Genomic DNA, 18,246 nt, shown 5'->3' on the forward strand with positions numbered 1-18,246 from the left:
GTCAGTCTTCGGTCCCCTCGGCCTCGCCGCCGTCGGCCTCGGGGCGGGCAAGGCCCGGCGCCAGCGCCGCCGCCCCGGCAATCAGCAGCGCCCAGACCGAAAAGACGAAAACCGCCGCCCCGCCGCCCCCCCGTCCCGGCGACCAGAGCGCGGGCAGCAGCATGAGGAACAGCCCCAGAAACGGCAGAATCCGCGCCGCATCGCGCAACCGGCGGCGGCGGTAAACCTTGCGGGCAAGGAAAAGCGGCGCCCGCATCAGACCAACCGCCGGGACGAGGCGAACCAAAATTCTTCAAAGTAATTTGCAAAATCCTTGCAAGGATTTTGGCGCCCGCCCTTCGCCCGGCCTCTCGTCATGCGTCCAGCCCCATCAGGGCGCGCACCCGGGCGCGCATCTCGGCATTGGCGAAGGGTTTCGACATGAAGGCGGAAACCCCGGCCCGCTCGGCCGCCTCGCGGTCGCGGCCCTGGCCCTTGGCGGTCAGCATCAGCACCGGCAGATCGGCGCTGCGCGGATCGGCGCGCAGCGCGGTCAGGATTTCCAGCCCGCTCATCCCCGGCAGCATCAGGTCAAGGATCAGCACATCCGGCAGCCCTTCGGCCAGCCGGGCAAAGCCGGCGCGACCGTCATGTTCCACCTCCACCTCGCAGCCGTCGCGCGACAGGATGAAGCGGATCGCCTCGGCGATATTGCTTTCGTCTTCGATGAGCAGAACCCGGCCCGCCATCGCCCCTCCCGTCCTCTCCGGCTTTTCTCCGCCGGTTCCCTTTCCGAGTATCAGGGCAAATCCCGCCCCTGTCAAAAGGCGAGATCACCTCAGACTGTCAGGATCGACGGCTCGCGCCGGGCGGCACAATCGGCCCGCGGGCAGATGCGGCAAGTCGAGCCGACCGGCAGCGCCGTCTCGGCGCCCGGCGGCTCGGGCAGGATCAGCATGGCCGCCTCGCGCAGTTCCGGGCCGCGAAAGCCGCCCGGATGGCGCGGCAGGCAAAAGGCGCGGGCGCGAAAGCGGCGGCCCTGCGGCCCCGGGGTTTCGATCACCGCCTCGATCGGCGTCACCGGGCGGGCCAGCGCGGTGAAGAGCGGCCAGAGCGGACAGGCGGCGCCAAAGCGCGGCAAGGCAAAACCCGCCAGCGGCTTGCGCAGGGTCAGCGTGCCCGAACCGTCGCAGATCACCAGCCCCGCCGCGGCGCCGGGCCGCAAGGTCAGCCGCCGGAAGACCGCCAGAACCTCCACCCCGAACCGCGCGGCCAATGCGGCGGGATCAGGGCCAAGCTCTTGCACCGCTTGCGAAAACGCCGGGTCCGGCAAGGCCATACGGTCGGCCCGCGCCCGCGCCAGCATTGCCGCCGCCAGCGCCCGCGCAGCCCCCGAAGCCAGCCCCTCCGGCGCGGTTTCCAGCGCCCAATCCTCGGCTGCCGCCCAAGCCTCGACCTCTTCCTGTGGCGAGGCGATGACCTGTTCTTCCGCCTGCCCGCCTGCATCGAGATAGGCCACCAGCGCCTCGGCCCCGGCGGCCAGACGTTCGCTGTCTTCATGCAGGTTGCGGTGAAAGCGCTCGCGCCATTCCGGCTCGATATCCTCGGTATCGGCCAGAATCGCGGCGGTCGAACGGACCGAGGAGACCGCCGACAGCACCTCATGCAACGAGGCTGACAGGTGCGGGTCATGGCTCATCCGGTCGTTCAGCGCCTCGACCGCGCGGCCCAGCCCCTCGGCCCGGCTGTGCAGCGCGGCCAGCGTGGCGGCCCAGCCCGGAAAGCGCCCGGCGAAATCCTCCACCCGGTCCAGTTCGGCGCCGCCCCCCGGCACCCCCGCCGCCGCCGCCCGCAGTTCTTCGACCAGTGCCCCCGCCGCGCTGCCCTCGAAGGCCGCCATGTCAAGGCCCAGAACCCCGGCCAGACGCGCCAGCAGATCGGGCGCGATGCGGCGGCGGTTATGCTCGATCAGGTTGAGGTAGGAACCGGAAATCCCCGCCCTTTCGGCCAGATCGGACTGCCGCAGGCCAAGCGCCTGCCGCCGTTCGCGCAGCCTTGTGCCGGTCAGGGTCTGCATCGGCATGGGGCGCACCTCCTTGTAAAGGAATTTACAAGGGTGGCCAAAGCTTTGCAAGGGCGCTGCCCCGAAAGCCAAGGCGGCGGCGCGGGGGTTCACCCCCGCGCCGCCGCCGTTGTCCGGTCAAGCCCGCTTACTCGGCGGCCAGACGGCTGATCACCACCCGCACCTCGGGTTTCTTGCCGATCTCTTCCATGGCGACTTGACGCACGATGCGCTTCAGCGCCTCGTCCAGCTTGTCGTCGTCCGACAGAATCTTACCGCCGACACCTTCCATGAACTCGGTCAGCTCATCCTCGATGGTTTCCGACAGTGCCCGGCCATTCAGGCCGGTGGCGGGCAGGCCCATCAACTCGACCCAGGCTTCGCCCAAGGGCTCGTCCTGTTCGTCAAGGATCACCGTCACCATGGCCAGCCCGTTCAGCGCCAGCCGGATGCGGTCGCGCACCACCCCATCCATTGCCCCCACCAGAACCGTGCCGTCCAGATAGGTCCGCCCGGTCTGCACCCGTTCGGCCACCACCGGCACATCGCCGGTGATGTCGAGCATGGTGCCATTGGTGGCGATAGCCGAAGCGATGCCCGCCTCATGCGCCAGCCGCACATGCTCACGCAGGTGGCGGTGTTCGCCGTGCATCGGAATAACCATATCGGGCAGGAAAAGCCGGTGGACATGCTCAAGGTCGGGGCGGTTGGCATGGCCCGAAACGTGATACAGCCCGCCGTTGTCATCGACGATATCGACACCCTTTTCCGACAGCGCATTGACCACGCGCAGCACGTCCCGCTCGTTCCCCGGGATGGTTTTCGAGGAGAAGAGGAAGGTATCGCCCTCTTTCAGCTCGATCCCCAGATATTTGCCGCGCGACAGTGCCGCCGAAGCCGCCCGCCGTTCCCCCTGCGATCCGGTCACGATCAGCATGAGGTTGCGGCGCGGCAGTTCCAGCGCCTCTTCCGGGCTGACGATCTGCGGAAAGCCGGTGAGGATGCCGGTGGCCTGCGCCGTGGCCACCATCCGCTTCATCGCGCGGCCCAGAAGGCAGACCGAGCGGTCGGCAGCGCGGCCGGCTTCGGCCAGCGTCTGCAACCGCGCCACGTTCGAGGCGAAGGTGGTCGCCACCACCATGCCGGGCTGGGTGCGGATCAGATCGGCAATCGGGGCGGCAAGCGTGGCCTCGCTGCGGCCCTCATGCTGCGAAAAGACGTTGGTGCTGTCGCACATCACCGCCTTGACCGGCTGTTCGGCGGCCAGCGCCTGCATCGCGGCCTCGTCCCAGCCTTCGCCGACCACCGGGGTTGCGTCGCGCTTGAAATCGGCGGTGTGGATCACCCGGCCTGCCGGGCTGTCGATCACCAGCATCGCACTTTCAGGGATCGAATGGCTGACCGGCATGAACTGCACCCGGAACGGCCCGATCTCGACCACTTCGGGGCGGGCGCCGACGGTCTTGATGGCATCCTGCGGGTGACCGCCTTCTTCGAATTTCAGCCGTCCGAGGGCGGCGGTGAACTTGCGGGCATAGACCGGCTTGCGCAGTTGCGGCCACAGATGCGCCAGCGCGCCGATATGGTCTTCGTGTGCATGGGTGATCACGATGCCTTCAAGCCGGTCCAGCTTGTCCATCAGCCACGAGATATCCGGCACGATCAGATCGACACCCGGCGAGGTATCCATATCGGGGAAGGCCACCCCCAGATCGACCAGCATCAGCCGCTCCTTTCCGGGGCGGCCATAGCCATAGACATAGGCATTCATGCCGATTTCACCGGCGCCTCCAAGGGGGAGGTAGATAAGGCGTTCGCCGCTCATGGAGTGTCCTTGTTGAACTGGTTGATCAGGACCAGACCATGCATGGTCAGATCGTCCTCGATCGCATGAAATAGGTCGGTTCCCTGGGCGAACAACGGGGCCAGGCCCCCGGTAGCGATGACTTTCGTGGTCCGGTCCCGCTCGCGCCGGACTTCACGGACGATGCCTTCGATCAGGCCGATATAGCCCCAATACACGCCCGACTGCATACAGGCCACCGTATTCGTGCCGATGGCGCGGGCCGGGCGGGCGATGTCGATATGTGGCAGGGCGGCAGCGGCCATGTGCAAGGCTTCCAGCGACAGGTTCACCCCCGGCGCAATCACCCCGCCGACATAGGCGCCATCGGTATCCACCACGTCAAAGGTGGTTGCCGTGCCGAAATCCACCACCACCAGATCGCCGCCGTGCCGGTCAAATCCCGCCACGGTGTTGACCAGCCGATCGGGGCCGACCGTGGTGCCCTGATCCACCCGCGGCGCCACCGGCAGGCGGCACTCCGGCTTGCCCACCACCAGCGGGCGGCAGTCGAAATAGCGGTTGCACAGCACCCGCAGGTTGAACACCACCCGCGGCACGGTGGAGGAAATGATCGCCTCGGTCACCTTGGCTTCGGTTTTCGTCAGCATCATCAGGCTGGAGAGCCAGACGAAATATTCATCCGCCGTGCGCTTGTGATCGGTGGCGATGCGCCATGTGGCGATAAAGCGGGCGCCGTCCCAGATCGAGAACACCGTATTGGTATTGCCGCAGTCGATGGCCAGAAGCATTGCCGCCCCCCTAGAAGAAAATCTCGGCCGCCGGGATCGCCTCGCGCCCCTTTGCGGTCATCAGGATCAGGTTGCCCTGATCGTCGATGGTCTCGAACACGCCCTCGCGGGTGGTCTGGCCAGTGCGGGCACGGATCGGCTCGCCCAGACGGGCGGCATGGGCCAGCCAATCGGCGCGCAGGGGCGCGAAGCCACCGCTTTGAAACTGCGCCTCACGCCGGGCATAGGCGGGGGCCAGCGCATCCAGAAACGCCTCGGGCGTGATGCGCAGCCCGGTTTCCGACAGCAGGGACACCGCAGGCACCGCCCCGGCCTCGATCAGCGACGGATCGGGATGGGCGATCAGGTTGACGCCGATGCCGATGGCCAGATGATCCACCCTGCCCCCGGCCCCGCTGCTTTCCAGAAGAATCCCCGCCACCTTGGCGCCGTTCAGCAGCACGTCATTGGGCCATTTCAGCGCAAAACTGTCCGGCAGGCCGGTGATGTCCACAAAGGCGTCGCGCAGAGCAAGTGCTGCGGCAAAGCTGCGCGAGGCCACCGTTTCGGGCGCCTCCTGCGGATGCAAGAGCAGCGTGCCATAGAAATTGCCACGCGGGCTGACCCACGGCCGCGCCCGCCGCCCGCGCCCCGCCGTCTGCGTCAGGCCCAGAAACCACATAGGCCCCCGAAGCTCGGGGGCCATGCGCAGCGCGTGGGCATTGGTCGAATCGACCGTGTCCAGCACCTGACGGCCGAGGCCCGCAGGCCAGACCGCCTTAGCCAAGAAGCGCCTCGGCAGCGTTCAGGGCGATAGGCTCGATCCCGAAGAGATTGACCACCCCCAGCACCATCACAGCAGCCACCGCCACCAGCATCAGCCATTGCACCGGCGACATCCGGCTTTCGGCGCCCTCGGTCTCGGCCCCGAAATAGATGAAATAGACGATGCGCAGGTAATAGAAGGCACCGATCACCGAAGCCACGGCGCCCGCGATGGCCAGCCAGGTCATCCCGGCATCGACGGCAGCCTTCAGCACATAGAACTTCCCGAAGAAGCCCAGCATCGGCGGCACGCCGGCAAGGCTGAACATCAAGACCAGCACCGCCAGCGCCTTCAGCGGCTCGCGCCGGGCGAAGAGGTTCAGGCTGGCAATGTCGGTCACCGGGCGGCCATCCTTCTCCAGCGAGAGGATGAAGGCAAAGGTGCCAAGGTTCATCGTGGCATAGATCGCCATGTAGATCAGCATGGCCTGAATGCCCTCGGCCGTGCCCGAGGCAATGCCGATCAGGGCATAGCCCATATGCGCGATCGAGGAATAGGCCATCAGACGCTTGATGTCCTTCTGCCCGATGGCCGCCACGGCACCCAGGAACATCGAGATCACCGCCAGCGCCGCCAGCACCTGCCCCCAATCGCCCGGGATGCCACCAAAAGCGTCATGCACCACGCGGGCAATCAGCGCCATCGCCGCCACCTTGGGCGCGGTGGCGAAGAAAGCGGTCACCGGCGTCGGCGCACCTTCGTAAACGTCGGGCGTCCACATGTGGAACGGCGCCGCCGAGACCTTGAAGGCCAGACCGGACAGCACAAAGACCAGACCGAACAAAAGCCCCAGCGGAACGCCATGCTCCACCGTCGAGAAGATTCCCGAGAAGAGTGTGGTCCCGGCAAAGCCATAGGTCAGCGACGACCCGTAAAGCAGCAGACCCGAAGACAGCGCGCCAAGGACGAAGTATTTCAGACCCGCCTCGGTCGATTTGGCACTGTCGCGGCGCAGCGAGGCGACGACATAAAGCGCCAGCGATTGCAGCTCCAGCCCCATGTAGAGGGCCATCAGGTCGCCCGCCGAAACCATCATCATCATGCCGACCACCGCCAGCGCGACAAGGATGGGATATTCGAACCGCGCCAGATCGCGCCGGGCCATATAGTCCTTGGCCATTACCAGCACGCCCGCCGCCGACAGCAGCACGACAACCTTGGCAAACCGCGCAAAGGCGTCGTCGATGAACATACCGCCGAAGGCGATGGCACCCTCGCCATTGCGCAGGGCGACAAAGCCCGCAAGCAGAACGAACAGCCCCGCCGTGGCCCAGGTCAGCACCCCGGTCAGCGCGTCCTTGCCGCTGTAGACCGCGAAAAGCAGCGCCGCCATGGCATAGACCGACAGGACGATCTCGGGCAGGAGAATGGGAAGATCAACGCCTTGCATCGGGTTCGTCCTTCAGTGCGTGGCCGCTTCCGCCACAACGGGCAGAGCAGCATGATAGTCGGTGATCAGCGCCGTCACCGACGGGCCGATGATGTCGGTCACCACCGCCGGATAGACGCCCAGAAGCAGCGTCATCACGACGAGGGGGGCGAAGATCGCCCGCTCGCGGCGGCTCATGTCCTGAATGGTGGCCAGCGCCTCTTTCACCAGCGCGCCGAGGGCGACGCGGCGATAAAGCCACAAAGCATAGGCCGCCGAGAAGATCACGCCAGAGGTGGCCACGGCGGCAACCCAGGTGTTCACCTGGAAAATCCCCATCAGAACAAGGAATTCGCCGATGAACCCGCTGGTGCCCGGCAGGCCGACGTTCGCCATGGTGAAGAACAGGAAGACCAGCGCATAGGCGGGCATCCGGTTCACCAGACCGCCATAGGCATCAATCTCGCGGGTGTGCATCCGGTCATAGATCACGCCGACGCAGAGAAAGAGCGCGCCCGAGATGAAGCCGTGGCTGATCATCTGGAAGATCGCGCCGTCCACGCCCTGCTGGTTCGCGGCAAAGATGCCCATGGTCACATAGCCCATGTGCGCGACCGAGGAATAGGCCACCAGCTTTTTCATGTCCGACTGCACCAGCGCCACCAGCGAGGTGTAGACGATGGCAATGGCCGACATCGCAAAGACCAGGCCGGCCATGGTATCGGACCCCACCGGGAACATCGGCAGCGAGAAGCGCAGGAAGCCGTAGCCCCCCATCTTCAACAGGATCGCCGCCAGCACGACCGAACCTGCGGTAGGCGCCTGAACGTGGGCATCGGGCAACCAGGTGTGGACCGGCCACATCGGCATCTTCACCGCAAAGCTGGCAAAGAAGGCGAGGAACAGCAGAGTCTGCACCCCGCCGGTGATGGTCAGACCCAAGAGCGCCATATCCTCATGCGGGAAGTCGAAGGTCAGCAGCGTCGGAATGTCGGTGGTGCCCGCCATCATATACATGGCGATCATCGCCACCAGCATCAGCACCGAGCCGAGGAAGGTGTAGAGGAAGAACTTGAAGGCGGCATAGATGCGGTTCACCCCGCCCCAGATGCCGATGATCAGGAACATCGGGATCAGACCGGCTTCGAAGAACAGGTAGAACAGCACCAGATCCAGCGCACAGAACACGCCCAGCATCAGCGTTTCCAAGAGCAGGAACGCGATCATGTATTCCTTGACCCGGGTTTCCACGCCCCAGCAGGACAGGATGGTAATGGGCATCAGGAAGGTGGTCAGCAGCACGAACAGGATCGAGATGCCGTCCACGCCCATCTTGTATTTCAGCCCGGCGATCCAGGCATAATCCTCGACGAACTGCATCTGCGTGTTGGCCGGATCAAACCCGGCCAGCAGGAAGAGCGAGACAAGGAAGGTCGCCGTGGTCGCAAACAGCGCCAGGCTCTTGGCATTCTTCTGCGCGGCGGCATCGTCGCCCCGCAGGAACAGCGCCATCACAAGCGCCGCCACCGCAGGCAGAAAGGTGATGATCGACAGGAGGTTATCCATGGTTCTCAGTGCCCCCCGAGGGTCATCCAGGTCAACAGGGCGGCAATCCCCAGGACCATGGCAAAGGCGTAGGTGAAGACGTAGCCGGACTGAAGACGGCCAGCCAGCCGGGTGAAGAAGGGAATGATCCCCAGGGCAAGGCCGTTGATCGTGCCGTCGATCACGGCGCCATCGCCCTTCTGCCACAGGAAGCGGCCAAGCCATTTGGCCGGGCGCACGAAGACCCAGTCATAAAGCTCGTCGAAATACCACTTGTTGAGCAGGAAGAGGTAGAGCGGACGCTGCGCCGCCGCCAACCGCACCGGCAGGTCGGGCCGCTGGATGTAGAAGCGGAAGGCCAGCAGAAGGCCCAGCAGCATGGCGATGAAGGGCGCGACCTTCACCCATTTCGGCACCGCATGGGCCGCAAGGATGATATTGGTCGGCGCATGGTGGCCTTCCTCGGCATGGGCCGGATCATAGCCGACACGGGCATCGACCACGGCCTGCTCCTCGGCGCCGTAAGGCAGGATCAGCACGGCGCCCTTGGGGGCAACCGCCGGGCCATGTTCCGCCGGGGCAGCTTCGGTTGCGGCATGGTCGGTGGCCGCCGCCTCGGCAGGGGCCGCTTCGGTCGCGGGCGCGGCTTCGGTTGCGGCGGCTTCAGTGGCGTGTTCGCCTTCGGCCGCAACCTCGTGATGGGCGGCAGGCTCCATGGCGAACCAGCTCCGCAGCTTGACCTCGTCACCGAAGAAGACGCCATACCACAGCATCCCGGCAAAAACCGCGCCGGTTGCCAGAACCCCCAGCGGGATCAGCATGACGGTCGGGCTTTCATGGGCATGGTCATGCGCATGATGGTCGCCCCGCGGCTTGCCCCAGAAGGTCAGGAACATCAGCCGCCACGAGTAGAAGCTGGTCATCCCCGCCGCCACAACCAGCAGCCAGAACGCATAGTCCGAGCCGACATAGGCGGATTCGATGACCGCATCCTTCGACAGGAAGCCGGCAAAGCCGTAATGGGTCAGCGGAATACCGACGCCGGTAATCGCCAGCGTGCCGATCAGCATGGCCCAGAAGGTCAGCGGGATCTTTTTCCGCAAGCCCCCGTAGTTCCGCATGTCCTGTTCATGGTGCATCGCATGGATCACCGAACCGGCGCCAAGGAACAGCATGGCCTTGAAGAAGGCGTGCGTGAAGAGGTGGAACATCGCCACCGGATAGGCGCCCACGCCCGCGGCCACGAACATGTAGCCAAGCTGCGAACAGGTGGAATAGGCGATCACCCGCTTGATGTCGTTCTGCACAAGGCCGACCGTCGCCGCAAAGAAGGCGGTGGTGGCGCCCAGAACAGTGATGAAGGCAGTAGCCTGCGGCGCATATTCATACAGCGGCGACATCCGGCAGACCAGGAAGACACCCGCCGTCACCATGGTTGCCGCATGGATCAGCGCCGAAACCGGGGTCGGACCTTCCATCGCGTCAGGCAGCCAGGTGTGCAGGATAAGCTGCGCCGATTTGCCCATGGCCCCGATGAACAGCAGCACCCCCAGAAGGTTGGCGGCATTCCACTCGGTCCACAGGAAATGCAACTGCGTCTCGGCCAGCTTGGGCGCTGCGGCAAAGACATCATCCAGACGGATGCTGTCGGTAAGGTAGAACAGCCCGAAGATCCCCAGCGCGAAACCGAAGTCGCCCACCCGGTTGACCACGAACGCCTTGATGGCGGCGGCATTCGCGCTCGGCTTGCGGTAGTAGAACCCGATCAGCAGATAGGACGCGACACCCACGCCTTCCCAGCCGAAGAACATCTGCACCAGATTGTCCGAGGTGATCAGCGCCAGCATCGAGAAGGTGAAGAACGACAGATAGGCAAAGAAGCGCGCCCGGTAATGCTCTTCATGGGTCCAGTTGTCGTCATGGGCCATGTAACCGAACGAGTAGAGGTGGACGAGGGCCGAGACCGAGTTCACCACCACCAGCATGATCGCCGTAAGCCGGTCCAGCCGGATGCCCCAGTCGGTCGAAAGCGCGCCGCTCTCGATCCAGCGCAGAAGGACGATGTGCTGCGTGGTGCCGTCGAAGGTCAGGAAGATGTTCCACGACAGGGCAGCGCCCAGAAACACCAGCGCGGTGGCGATGATCTGACCGGCCTTCTCGCCGATCAGACGCCAGCCGAAACCGCAGATGATGGCCCCGATCAGAGGCGCAAGGAGGATGATCGTTGCCATGGGTCTCAGCCTTTCATCACATTCGCGTCTTCGACGTCGATGGTGCCGCGGGTGCGGAAGAACACCACCAGGATCGCCAGACCGATCGCCGCCTCGGCCGCGGCCACCGTGAGGACGAACATGGTGAAGACCTGCCCCACCAGATCGCCAAGGTAGGAGGAGAAGGCGACGAAGTTGATATTCACCGCCAGCAGGATCAACTCGATCGACATGAGGATCACGATGACATTCTTCCGGTTCAGGAAGATGCCGAAGATGCCGATGACGAACAACGCCGCCGCCACCACAAGGTAATGTTCAAGTCCCACCATCGCTCACGTCCCTCAGGGCTTTGGCCCGTTGTCTTTTTCATCGTCGGGATGGGCAGATTGCCCATCCTACGGGTGATTTCGTAGGATGGGCAATCTGCCCATCCTTGTCAGAGCCCCTGCCCCGGCTTCACGTCCTTCAGTTCCATCGCCTTGGCCGGGTCGCGCCACATCTGGGCCAGCACGTTCTGGCGCTTGACGTCCTTGCGGTGGCGGAGCGTCAGCACGATGGCGCCGATCATCGCAACCAGCAGGATCAGCGCGGCGGCCTGGAAGAGGTAGAGGTATTTGTCATAGATCAGCAGACCCAGCGCGCGGGTGTTTTCCACCTGATCCGCCGCCGGCGTCACCGCTTGGCGCAGCCCCAGCGCACCATCGGCCTGCACCCAGGCGCCGACACCCAGCGCCAGTTGCATCAGGATGATCACGCCCACCAGAAGGCCCAGCGGCATATAGCGCGCCATCTCGCCCTTCAACTCGGCAAAGTCGATGTCGAGCATCATCACGACGAAGAGGAACAGCACCGCCACCGCGCCGACATAGACGATGATCAAGAGCATCGCCACGAACTCGGCCCCCAGCAGAACGAACAGCCCCGCCGCAGACAGGAAGGCCAGGATCAGCCACAGCACAGAATGCACCGGGTTGCGGCTGATGGTGACCAGAAGCCCCGCCGCCACCATCACCGTGGCAAAAGCATAAAAGGCATAGTCAGCGACGGTCATGCGTCATTCTCCTTGGTCTCGTCGAAGACAGCCTGAGCGGTTTCAAGCGCCTTCTGCATGGCGGGCACGCCGCCGAACATGCTCATCTGCCAGATCACTTCGGCAATCTCGCGTTTCGTGGCCCCGGCCTCAAGCGCGTGGCGGATCGTCAGTTTCATCTGCGCCTCGGCCTGCGCGCCCAGCACGGTCAGCGCCGCGATGGTCACCAGAAGCCGGGTCTTGGCATCCAGCCCCTCGCGGTTGAAGGTCTTGCCGAACCACATCTCCATCATGTCTTTCGACATGGTGGGCCAGAGCTTTTCAAAGCCCTTCATGCTGCCCGTTTCAAACGAGGGTGCAAAGACGCGCGCCATTTCCTGGCTGCTTTCCAGCATCTGTTTGAACATCTGGGTCAGGGCATCGGTCATGCGGTGTTTGCCTCAGCGATAAGGGGCGTCGATTTCGAGATTGCGGGCGATCTCGGCTTCCCAGCGGGCGCCGTTTTCCAGAAGCTTGTCCTTGGTGTAGAACAGCTCTTCCCGCGTCTCGGTCGAGAATTCGAAGTTCGGGCCTTCGACGATGGCATCCACCGGGCAGGCTTCCTGACAGAAGCCGCAGTAGATGCATTTCGTCATGTCGATGTCATAGCGGGTGGTGCGGCGGCTGCCATCCTCGCGCGGTTCGGCGTCGATGGTGATGGCCTGCGCCGGGCAGACCGCTTCACACAGCTTGCAGGCGATGCAACGCTCTTCCCCGTTGGGATAGCGGCGCAGCGCATGTTCGCCGCGGAAGCGGGGCGAGAGCGGCCCCTTTTCATGCGGATAGTTCAGCGTGGCCTTCGGGGCGAAGAAATACTTCATGCCAAGGCCGAAACCCTTGATGAAATCCATCATCAGGAAATATTTCGTGGCGCGGGCGATATCGACCGTCATGCGTCCCTCTCATCTTCCTTGGCTTTCAGCCATTTCGTCTCGTAGTCGGCCTGCAGCACATCGCCGTCCAGCCGTGCGTCTGCGGGCTTGAAGATCTCGTAATAGATCGAGACCCGGCCCGCAGGCACCATCTTGTCATATTCGCGCCGCTCGGCGCTGCCCTTGTTGTCGGGCAGATCGAAGGGCGCATCATCGGGGTTCGCCGGAAGGGCGATGCAGCGGCGCACTTCGCAATGCGCCATGTATTTCCAGTAAGACCAGACCAGATCGGGCTGGAACTGGTAAAAGCCATGGCCGGGCCAGCCGGTAAAGCCGTTGACCGACACGAAAGTGCCGCCCGGCCGCAGCATGGCAAAGATGTTGCGGAAGGCCTGCGGGATGTCGAAGACATGCTCCAGCGTGCCGCCGTCCAGCACAAAGTCAAAGCGGTTGTGGAACTTCGGGTCCAGCGGACGCGACAGGTCGGCCAGATGCCGGGCGCCTTCGTAATCCGAGAAATCCATCGTCTCGACCGTGCCGAAGCCCAGCTTTTCCAGCGCGGTTTCGGCATAACCGCTGTCATCGAAGAAGGATTTCAGATCGGCTCCGGCATGGCCGTTGCGGTCCAGCGCCTTGCGGTAATGGCGGCGGTGCGGATGCTTCAGGCGACACCGCTGCCGGCCAAGCATGACCGACGCCCCGGGCAGCGCGATACGCGCGCCCAGTTCGGCCAGCTCCCGGAAAGTGGCGGCGCCGATGCCCATGGATCAGCCCCCGATCGCGAACCGGGCCCAGAAGGTGCCCAGAACTTCATATTTCGCAAGGAAAGCCACCAGCACGACCCAGCCCAGCGACAGCGGCAGGAAGACCTTCCAGCCAATCCGCATCAGCTGGTCATAGCGGTAGCGCGGCACGATGGCCTTCACCATGGCGAACATGAAGAAGAACACCCACATCTTGGCAACCATCCACCACCAGCCATCGGCGATGCCCGGGATGGGCGACAGCCAGCCGCCGAAGAACAAGAGCGAAATCAGCGCGCACATCAGGAAGATGGCGATGTATTCGCCCGCCATGAAGAGGAGGTAGGGAGTCGAGGAATATTCCACCATGAAGCCGGCGACGAGTTCCGATTCCGCTTCGGGCAGGTCAAACGGCGGGCGGTTGGTTTCGGCCAGCGCCGAGATGAAGAACAGCACCACCATCGGCAGGTGCGGCAGCCAATACCAGCTGAGCAGCCCGTATCCGGTATCCTGCGCGGCGACGATGGCCGAGAAGTTCATGCTGCCGGTCGAGATGATGATGCCGATGATGATCAGGCCCAGCGAGACCTCATAGGAAATCATCTGCGCCGCCGAGCGCAGCGAGCCGAGGAAGGCGTATTTCGAGTTCGAGGCCCAGCCGCCCATGATCACGCCATAGACCTCAAGCGAGGAGGCGGCGAAAACGAAGAGCAGCGCCACGTTGATATCGGCCAGCACCCAGCCAGAGTCGAACGGGATCACCGCCCAGGCGAGGATGGCCAGCACGAAGGACAGCATCGGCGCAAGGAAATAGACCGGGCGGTCAACCCCCGCCGGGACCACGATTTCCTTGACCACGAATTTCAGCGCATCGGCCACCGATTGCAGCAGGCCCCAGGGGCCCACCACGTTCGGCCCCCGGCGCATCTGGACCGCGGCCCAGATCTTGCGGTCGCCGTAAACAAGGAACAACAGGCTGAGCATCACGAAAGCGACGATCAGCAGGCTTTGGGCGATGATCAGCAGCGCCGTGCCCAGTCCCGTTTGCAAGAATTCAGCCATGGTCCCTCACGTCCCTCAAACCGTCGGTATCCCCAGCGCGCCGCAGTCGCGCACGGTTACCTCGGCATCTATCGTTTTCAGTCCTTCGGGCAGCGCCGCCGAGATGGTGTAAACCGCATCCCCGCGCCAAATGCCACCCGCATTCCTCACATTCGTCCGCACATGACGGGCGAAACCATAGCCGCGGATCAGCGCATATTGCGCCGCCGCACAGCGGCCATAAGCCTCGACATCGCCATTGTTCCGCGCGCCGTCCATTGACACCCGGAAGTTGACCAGATCGCCGTCCAGAAGGATCGTCTCGATCCCGCGATAGGTCGGTGAAAAGTCGCCCTGGCTGACCTCTCCACCCTGCGCGCAAGCCATCAGCGCCGCCGAAGCGACCCCGAGACTTGCCAGCAGGCGGAGCGGTTTCAGCATCGCTTACTCCGCCGCAAGCGGGGCCTGCGCCCGCGCCTTGGCCAGCGCCGAAAGCTCTGCCATCACGGCAGAGGCGCGGGCAATCGGGTTGGACAGGTAGAAATCACCGCCGATGTTGCGGAAGGTGGCCTTGCCCGGTGCGCGCAGTTCAAGCGCCGGACCTTCGTTCACCGCAACTTCGTCGATCCGGCCCAGATGGGGGTGCTTGGCCACGATGGCAGCCCGCAGGGCGGCAAGGCTGTCCCAAGGCAGGGTCTGGCCCAGTTCCGCCGACAGCGCCCGCAGGATCGCCCAGTTTTCCTTGGCCTGCCCCGGCGCGAAACCGGCGCGCATCGCCAGTTGCGGCCGGCCCTCGGTGTTCACGAACAGGCCGTTCTCTTCGGTATAGGCGGCGGCGGGCAGGATCACATCGGCGCGCGACGCGCCCCGGTCGCCATGGCTGCCCTGATAGATCACGAAGGGGCCAGCAGCGATTTCCACCTCATCGGCGCCCAGATTGAAGATCACCTCGGCGCCCTCGGTCGCGGCTTTCAGCCCGCCCTCGGTGACGGCGCCCACATCCAGCGCACCCACGCGGCCCGCCGCGGTGTGCAGCACCAGAAGCTTGCCACCCGCGCCCGTCGCATAGGCCATGGCCTGCGCCAGAACCGCTTCGCCATCCGCCTCGTTCAGGGCGCCCTGCCCCACGATCACCAGCGTATCGGGCTTTTCCGTCACCCGGCCCACCAGATCGACCAGCGCGGCGCGGTCGGTGCCCATATGCTTGTAATCATAGGTCAGATCGGCCGCCTCGCCGATCAGCCCGACCTTGGCGCCATTGATCCATGCCTTGCGGATCCGGGCGTTCAGCACCGGCGCCTCATTGCGGGGATTGGTGCCGATCAGCAGAATCGTCTTGGCCGTGTCGATATCCTCGATCGTCGCGGTGCCGACATAGGCGGCGCGGTTGCCCGCCGGCAGCCGGGCATTGTCAGTGCGGCATTCGACCGAACCGCCCAAGGATTCCACCAGCGTTTTCAGCGAATAGGCCGCCTCGACCGGGGCCAGATCGCCGACCAGACCGGCCAGCTTGCGGCCCTTCATCGCCGTGGCCGCCGCCGACAGCGCCTCGGCCCAGGTGGCTTTGCGCAGTTTGCCGTTTTCACGGATATAGGGCACGTCCAGCCGCTGCCGCCGCAACCCGTCCCAGATGAAGCGGGTCTTGTCGCTGATCCATTCCTCATTCACGCCGTCATGGTTGCGCGGGATGATCCGCATGACTTCACGGCCCTTGGTATCGAGGCGGATGTTGCTGCCAACGGCATCCATTACGTCGATGCTTTCGGTCTTGGTCAGTTCCCACGGACGGGCGGTGAAGGCATAGGGTTTCGAGGTCAGCGCGCCGACCGGGCAAAGGTCGATGATATTGCCCTGAAGGTTCGAATCCAGCGTCAGGTTCAGATAAGAGGTGATCTCGCTGTCCTCACCGCGCCCGGTCTGGCCCATCTGGGTGATGCCGGCAACTTCGGTGGTGAAGCGCACGCAGCGGGTGCAGGAGATGCAGCGCGTCATCTCGGTCTTGACCAAGGGGCCAAGGTTCAGGTTCTCGCTGGCTCGCTTCGGCTCGCGGTAGCGGGAGAAGTCCACGCCATAGGCCATGGCCTGATCCTGCAAGTCGCATTCGCCGCCCTGATCGCAGATCGGGCAATCGAGCGGATGGTTGATCAGCAGAAATTCCATCACGCCCTCGCGGGCCTTCTTGACCATGGGCGACTTGGTTTTCACCACCGGCGCCTCGCCGTTCGGACCGGGGCGCAGGTCGCGCACCTGCATGGCGCAGCTTGCGGCGGGTTTCGGCGGGCCACCCTGAACCTCGACCAGACACATCCGGCAGTTGCCCGCGATGGTCAGCCGCTCGTGATAGCAGAAGCGCGGGATTTCCACCCCGGCAACCTCGGCGGCCTGGATGATGGTCATCGCGCCATCCACCTCGACCTCGATGCCGTCGATGCTGATCTTTTTCAGGTTCGTCATCTGCCTGTCCACTTCGTCACCGCACCGCAGGGTGCCTGGTCTTCTTGTCAGTCCCGGTCCGCCCGGGTCATTTTCTCAGCGTGAGATATTTTCCAAGCGGGGTCTTGGCCGCGATCTCCTTCGCCCCTGCCACGCACCAAGTCTGGCTTTCGGAGATGACAATATCTCGTTTCTGGATGTAGCCAAAGACCTGGTCCTGAACCTCTTTTTCGCTGAGGCTTTTCTTGAGAATCGCGTCAATCGTGCGCTTGGACGGGATTTCCCCGCCTTCGCCCAGAACCTCGGCCTCAAGACGCGGCTTAAGCTTCTCCAACTGTGCGGTGTTCAGCCCCAGACCACCGCGGCAATTCCTGACCGTCTCGACGGCAAGGCCCACGTTCATCAGTTCTTGCTTCAGCGCGGGCGACAACGGCTTGACCGGCACCGGCGGTTCCGGCTCGACACAACCAGCCAGTGCGAAAACCATCGCAAAAGCCGCCGCCGCCGCCAACCGAGACTTGTTTGACCACATTTGCATCACTCCGCTGCCACCCCTGAACAACCACGCGTTTTCCACGCCTGCGCTTCTTTGAGATAAGACCAGCCGAAGGCCCGGTCGCTGTCGCCATTGGCCTGCAACGCGGCAAGCCGGTCCAAAGCTTCGTCCAGCGTGGGCCGGTGCCCCGCAGGCACCCACCACATGACGAAATGCATCTTGCCCAGCACTTCAAACCATTCCGCCCGCCGTTCATAAAACGCGCGGTGGACGGTGTTCCAGACGAAATGCTCAAGGCTTTGCACGTCCGTCCAAACGGTCAGGTTCGACACGAACTGCGGGTCGCCGCCGATCTTGGCTTCGGTGTTGCCGGTCCCCGGTTCGCCCGAACCTTCCATCATCCAGACAAAGCCCGGCATCCGCTTGCCCAGACCATTCACCCGGTCGAGCGCGGCCATGAAATCGGCCACGCGCGGGTCGTCGGTGGGGGCCAGAAGGCGCCCCACGTTCAACTCGGCCAGATGGAAGCCCGGGCGTGCGTTCATTTCCACGACCTCAACAGGCTGCCCGCAAGGGTGCCCTTGGCGATTTCATCGCGGCCGACCTTGCAATAGCTTTCGGCATCGCCCGGCTTGGCGCCAGCCTTGGCCAGATAGTCGGTGGCCATCGCCTTGATGCGGTCTTTCTCGGTCTTGTCCTTGAGGAAAGCTTTCACCTCGGCCTCGGTATAGCCCTTGCCACGGGCATAGGTCTCAAGGTCGTTCAGCTTGCCCATCACCACGAACATCTTGGCCGAGATCGACGAACATTCATTGCGGATCACATCCGCGACGCGGCCCGACATCAGGCTGTTGACGATATGCGGATCATCGCCCAAAGGCTCCCGCGCCAGTGCGGGCGCGGCGAGGGTCAGCAGGGCGGAAGTCAGCAGGGTGGCGGGCAGGATTGCGAATTTCATAAGGGCCTCCTTGGCGGTTGATGCCCCGGAGATGGGGGTGAAACCCCCTGATATGCCATGACAAAC

Annotated in this window: 20 protein-coding genes; all 20 read right to left on the reverse strand. The window is 64.1% G+C overall.

Annotated features, from left to right (window positions below):
- Window position 1: 1 nt before the first annotated feature.
- Window positions 2-256, reverse strand: a complete 255-nt coding sequence (locus HS053_RS07730; protein ID WP_174210651.1) for a hypothetical protein — start codon at window positions 254-256, stop codon at window positions 2-4.
- A 97-nt stretch (window positions 257-353) separates the two neighbouring features.
- Window positions 354-728, reverse strand: coding sequence for a response regulator transcription factor (locus tag HS053_RS07735; protein WP_174210652.1), 375 nt, complete (start codon window positions 726-728; stop codon window positions 354-356).
- Between the two features lie 89 nt (window positions 729-817).
- Window positions 818-2,062 (reverse strand): short-chain fatty acyl-CoA regulator family protein, encoded by a 1,245-nt coding sequence (locus HS053_RS07740; protein ID WP_174210653.1) that lies wholly within the window; start codon window positions 2,060-2,062, stop codon window positions 818-820.
- Between the two features lie 127 nt (window positions 2,063-2,189).
- Complete coding sequence (locus HS053_RS07745; protein ID WP_174210654.1) at window positions 2,190-3,866, reverse strand: ribonuclease J; 1,677 nt, start codon at window positions 3,864-3,866, stop codon at window positions 2,190-2,192.
- The gene (locus HS053_RS07750; RefSeq protein ID WP_174210655.1) at window positions 3,863-4,636 is read right to left on the reverse strand and encodes a type III pantothenate kinase; all 774 of its coding nucleotides are present in this window, start codon (window positions 4,634-4,636) and stop codon (window positions 3,863-3,865) included. Before HS053_RS07750 ends, HS053_RS07745 begins: the two co-directional genes overlap by 4 nt.
- A gap of 10 nt (window positions 4,637-4,646) precedes the next feature.
- On the reverse strand, window positions 4,647-5,402 hold the full coding sequence (locus HS053_RS07755) for a biotin--[acetyl-CoA-carboxylase] ligase (RefSeq protein WP_174210656.1): 756 nt from the start codon (window positions 5,400-5,402) through the stop codon (window positions 4,647-4,649).
- Window positions 5,395-6,831 carry an NADH-quinone oxidoreductase subunit NuoN gene (gene nuoN, locus HS053_RS07760; protein WP_174210657.1) on the reverse strand — a complete coding sequence of 479 codons (1,437 nt, stop codon included), beginning with the start codon at window positions 6,829-6,831 and terminating at the stop codon, window positions 5,395-5,397. The genes HS053_RS07755 and nuoN overlap by 8 nt, the downstream gene beginning before the upstream one ends.
- A gap of 12 nt (window positions 6,832-6,843) precedes the next feature.
- On the reverse strand, window positions 6,844-8,376 hold the full coding sequence (locus HS053_RS07765) for an NADH-quinone oxidoreductase subunit M (RefSeq protein ID WP_174210658.1): 1,533 nt from the start codon (window positions 8,374-8,376) through the stop codon (window positions 6,844-6,846).
- A 5-nt stretch (window positions 8,377-8,381) separates the two neighbouring features.
- A complete protein-coding gene (nuoL, locus tag HS053_RS07770) occupies window positions 8,382-10,586 on the reverse strand; it encodes an NADH-quinone oxidoreductase subunit L (RefSeq protein WP_174210659.1) in 2,205 nt (734 codons plus the stop codon).
- A 5-nt stretch (window positions 10,587-10,591) separates the two neighbouring features.
- A complete protein-coding gene (gene nuoK / locus HS053_RS07775) occupies window positions 10,592-10,897 on the reverse strand; it encodes an NADH-quinone oxidoreductase subunit NuoK (protein WP_174210660.1) in 306 nt (101 codons plus the stop codon).
- Between the two features lie 107 nt (window positions 10,898-11,004).
- Window positions 11,005-11,619, reverse strand: a complete 615-nt coding sequence (locus HS053_RS07780) for an NADH-quinone oxidoreductase subunit J (RefSeq protein ID WP_174210661.1) — start codon at window positions 11,617-11,619, stop codon at window positions 11,005-11,007.
- On the reverse strand, window positions 11,616-12,026 hold the full coding sequence (locus HS053_RS07785) for a carboxymuconolactone decarboxylase family protein (protein WP_174210662.1): 411 nt from the start codon (window positions 12,024-12,026) through the stop codon (window positions 11,616-11,618). The genes HS053_RS07780 and HS053_RS07785 overlap by 4 nt, the downstream gene beginning before the upstream one ends.
- A gap of 12 nt (window positions 12,027-12,038) precedes the next feature.
- Complete coding sequence (nuoI, locus tag HS053_RS07790; protein ID WP_174210663.1) at window positions 12,039-12,530, reverse strand: NADH-quinone oxidoreductase subunit NuoI; 492 nt, start codon at window positions 12,528-12,530, stop codon at window positions 12,039-12,041.
- Window positions 12,527-13,273, reverse strand: a complete 747-nt coding sequence (locus tag HS053_RS07795; RefSeq protein ID WP_174210664.1) for a methyltransferase domain-containing protein — start codon at window positions 13,271-13,273, stop codon at window positions 12,527-12,529. Before HS053_RS07795 ends, nuoI begins: the two co-directional genes overlap by 4 nt.
- 3 nt (window positions 13,274-13,276) lie before the next feature.
- Window positions 13,277-14,314: an NADH-quinone oxidoreductase subunit NuoH gene (gene nuoH / locus HS053_RS07800; RefSeq protein WP_174210665.1), complete on the reverse strand. Its 1,038-nt coding sequence runs from the start codon at window positions 14,312-14,314 to the stop codon at window positions 13,277-13,279.
- Window positions 14,315-14,329: 15 nt separating this feature from the next.
- Entirely contained in the window at window positions 14,330-14,734 is a 405-nt protein-coding gene (locus tag HS053_RS07805) for a hypothetical protein (RefSeq protein ID WP_458358886.1), read from the reverse strand.
- 3 nt (window positions 14,735-14,737) lie between these two features.
- Window positions 14,738-16,747, reverse strand: a complete 2,010-nt coding sequence (gene nuoG / locus HS053_RS07810) for an NADH-quinone oxidoreductase subunit NuoG (RefSeq protein WP_174210666.1) — start codon at window positions 16,745-16,747, stop codon at window positions 14,738-14,740.
- A 67-nt stretch (window positions 16,748-16,814) separates the two neighbouring features.
- Entirely contained in the window at window positions 16,815-17,303 is a 489-nt protein-coding gene (locus HS053_RS07815; protein WP_347233307.1) for a DUF5333 family protein, read from the reverse strand.
- Entirely contained in the window at window positions 17,264-17,767 is a 504-nt protein-coding gene (locus HS053_RS07820) for a DUF3291 domain-containing protein (protein WP_174210668.1), read from the reverse strand. The genes HS053_RS07815 and HS053_RS07820 overlap by 40 nt, the downstream gene beginning before the upstream one ends.
- The gene (locus HS053_RS07825; RefSeq protein WP_174210669.1) at window positions 17,764-18,180 is read right to left on the reverse strand and encodes a DUF5333 domain-containing protein; all 417 of its coding nucleotides are present in this window, start codon (window positions 18,178-18,180) and stop codon (window positions 17,764-17,766) included. Before HS053_RS07825 ends, HS053_RS07820 begins: the two co-directional genes overlap by 4 nt.
- Window positions 18,181-18,246 lie beyond the last annotated feature (66 nt).

The sequence above is a fragment of the Tabrizicola fusiformis genome (genome assembly GCF_013328815.1).
Lineage (GTDB): Bacteria > Pseudomonadota > Alphaproteobacteria > Rhodobacterales > Rhodobacteraceae > Fuscibacter.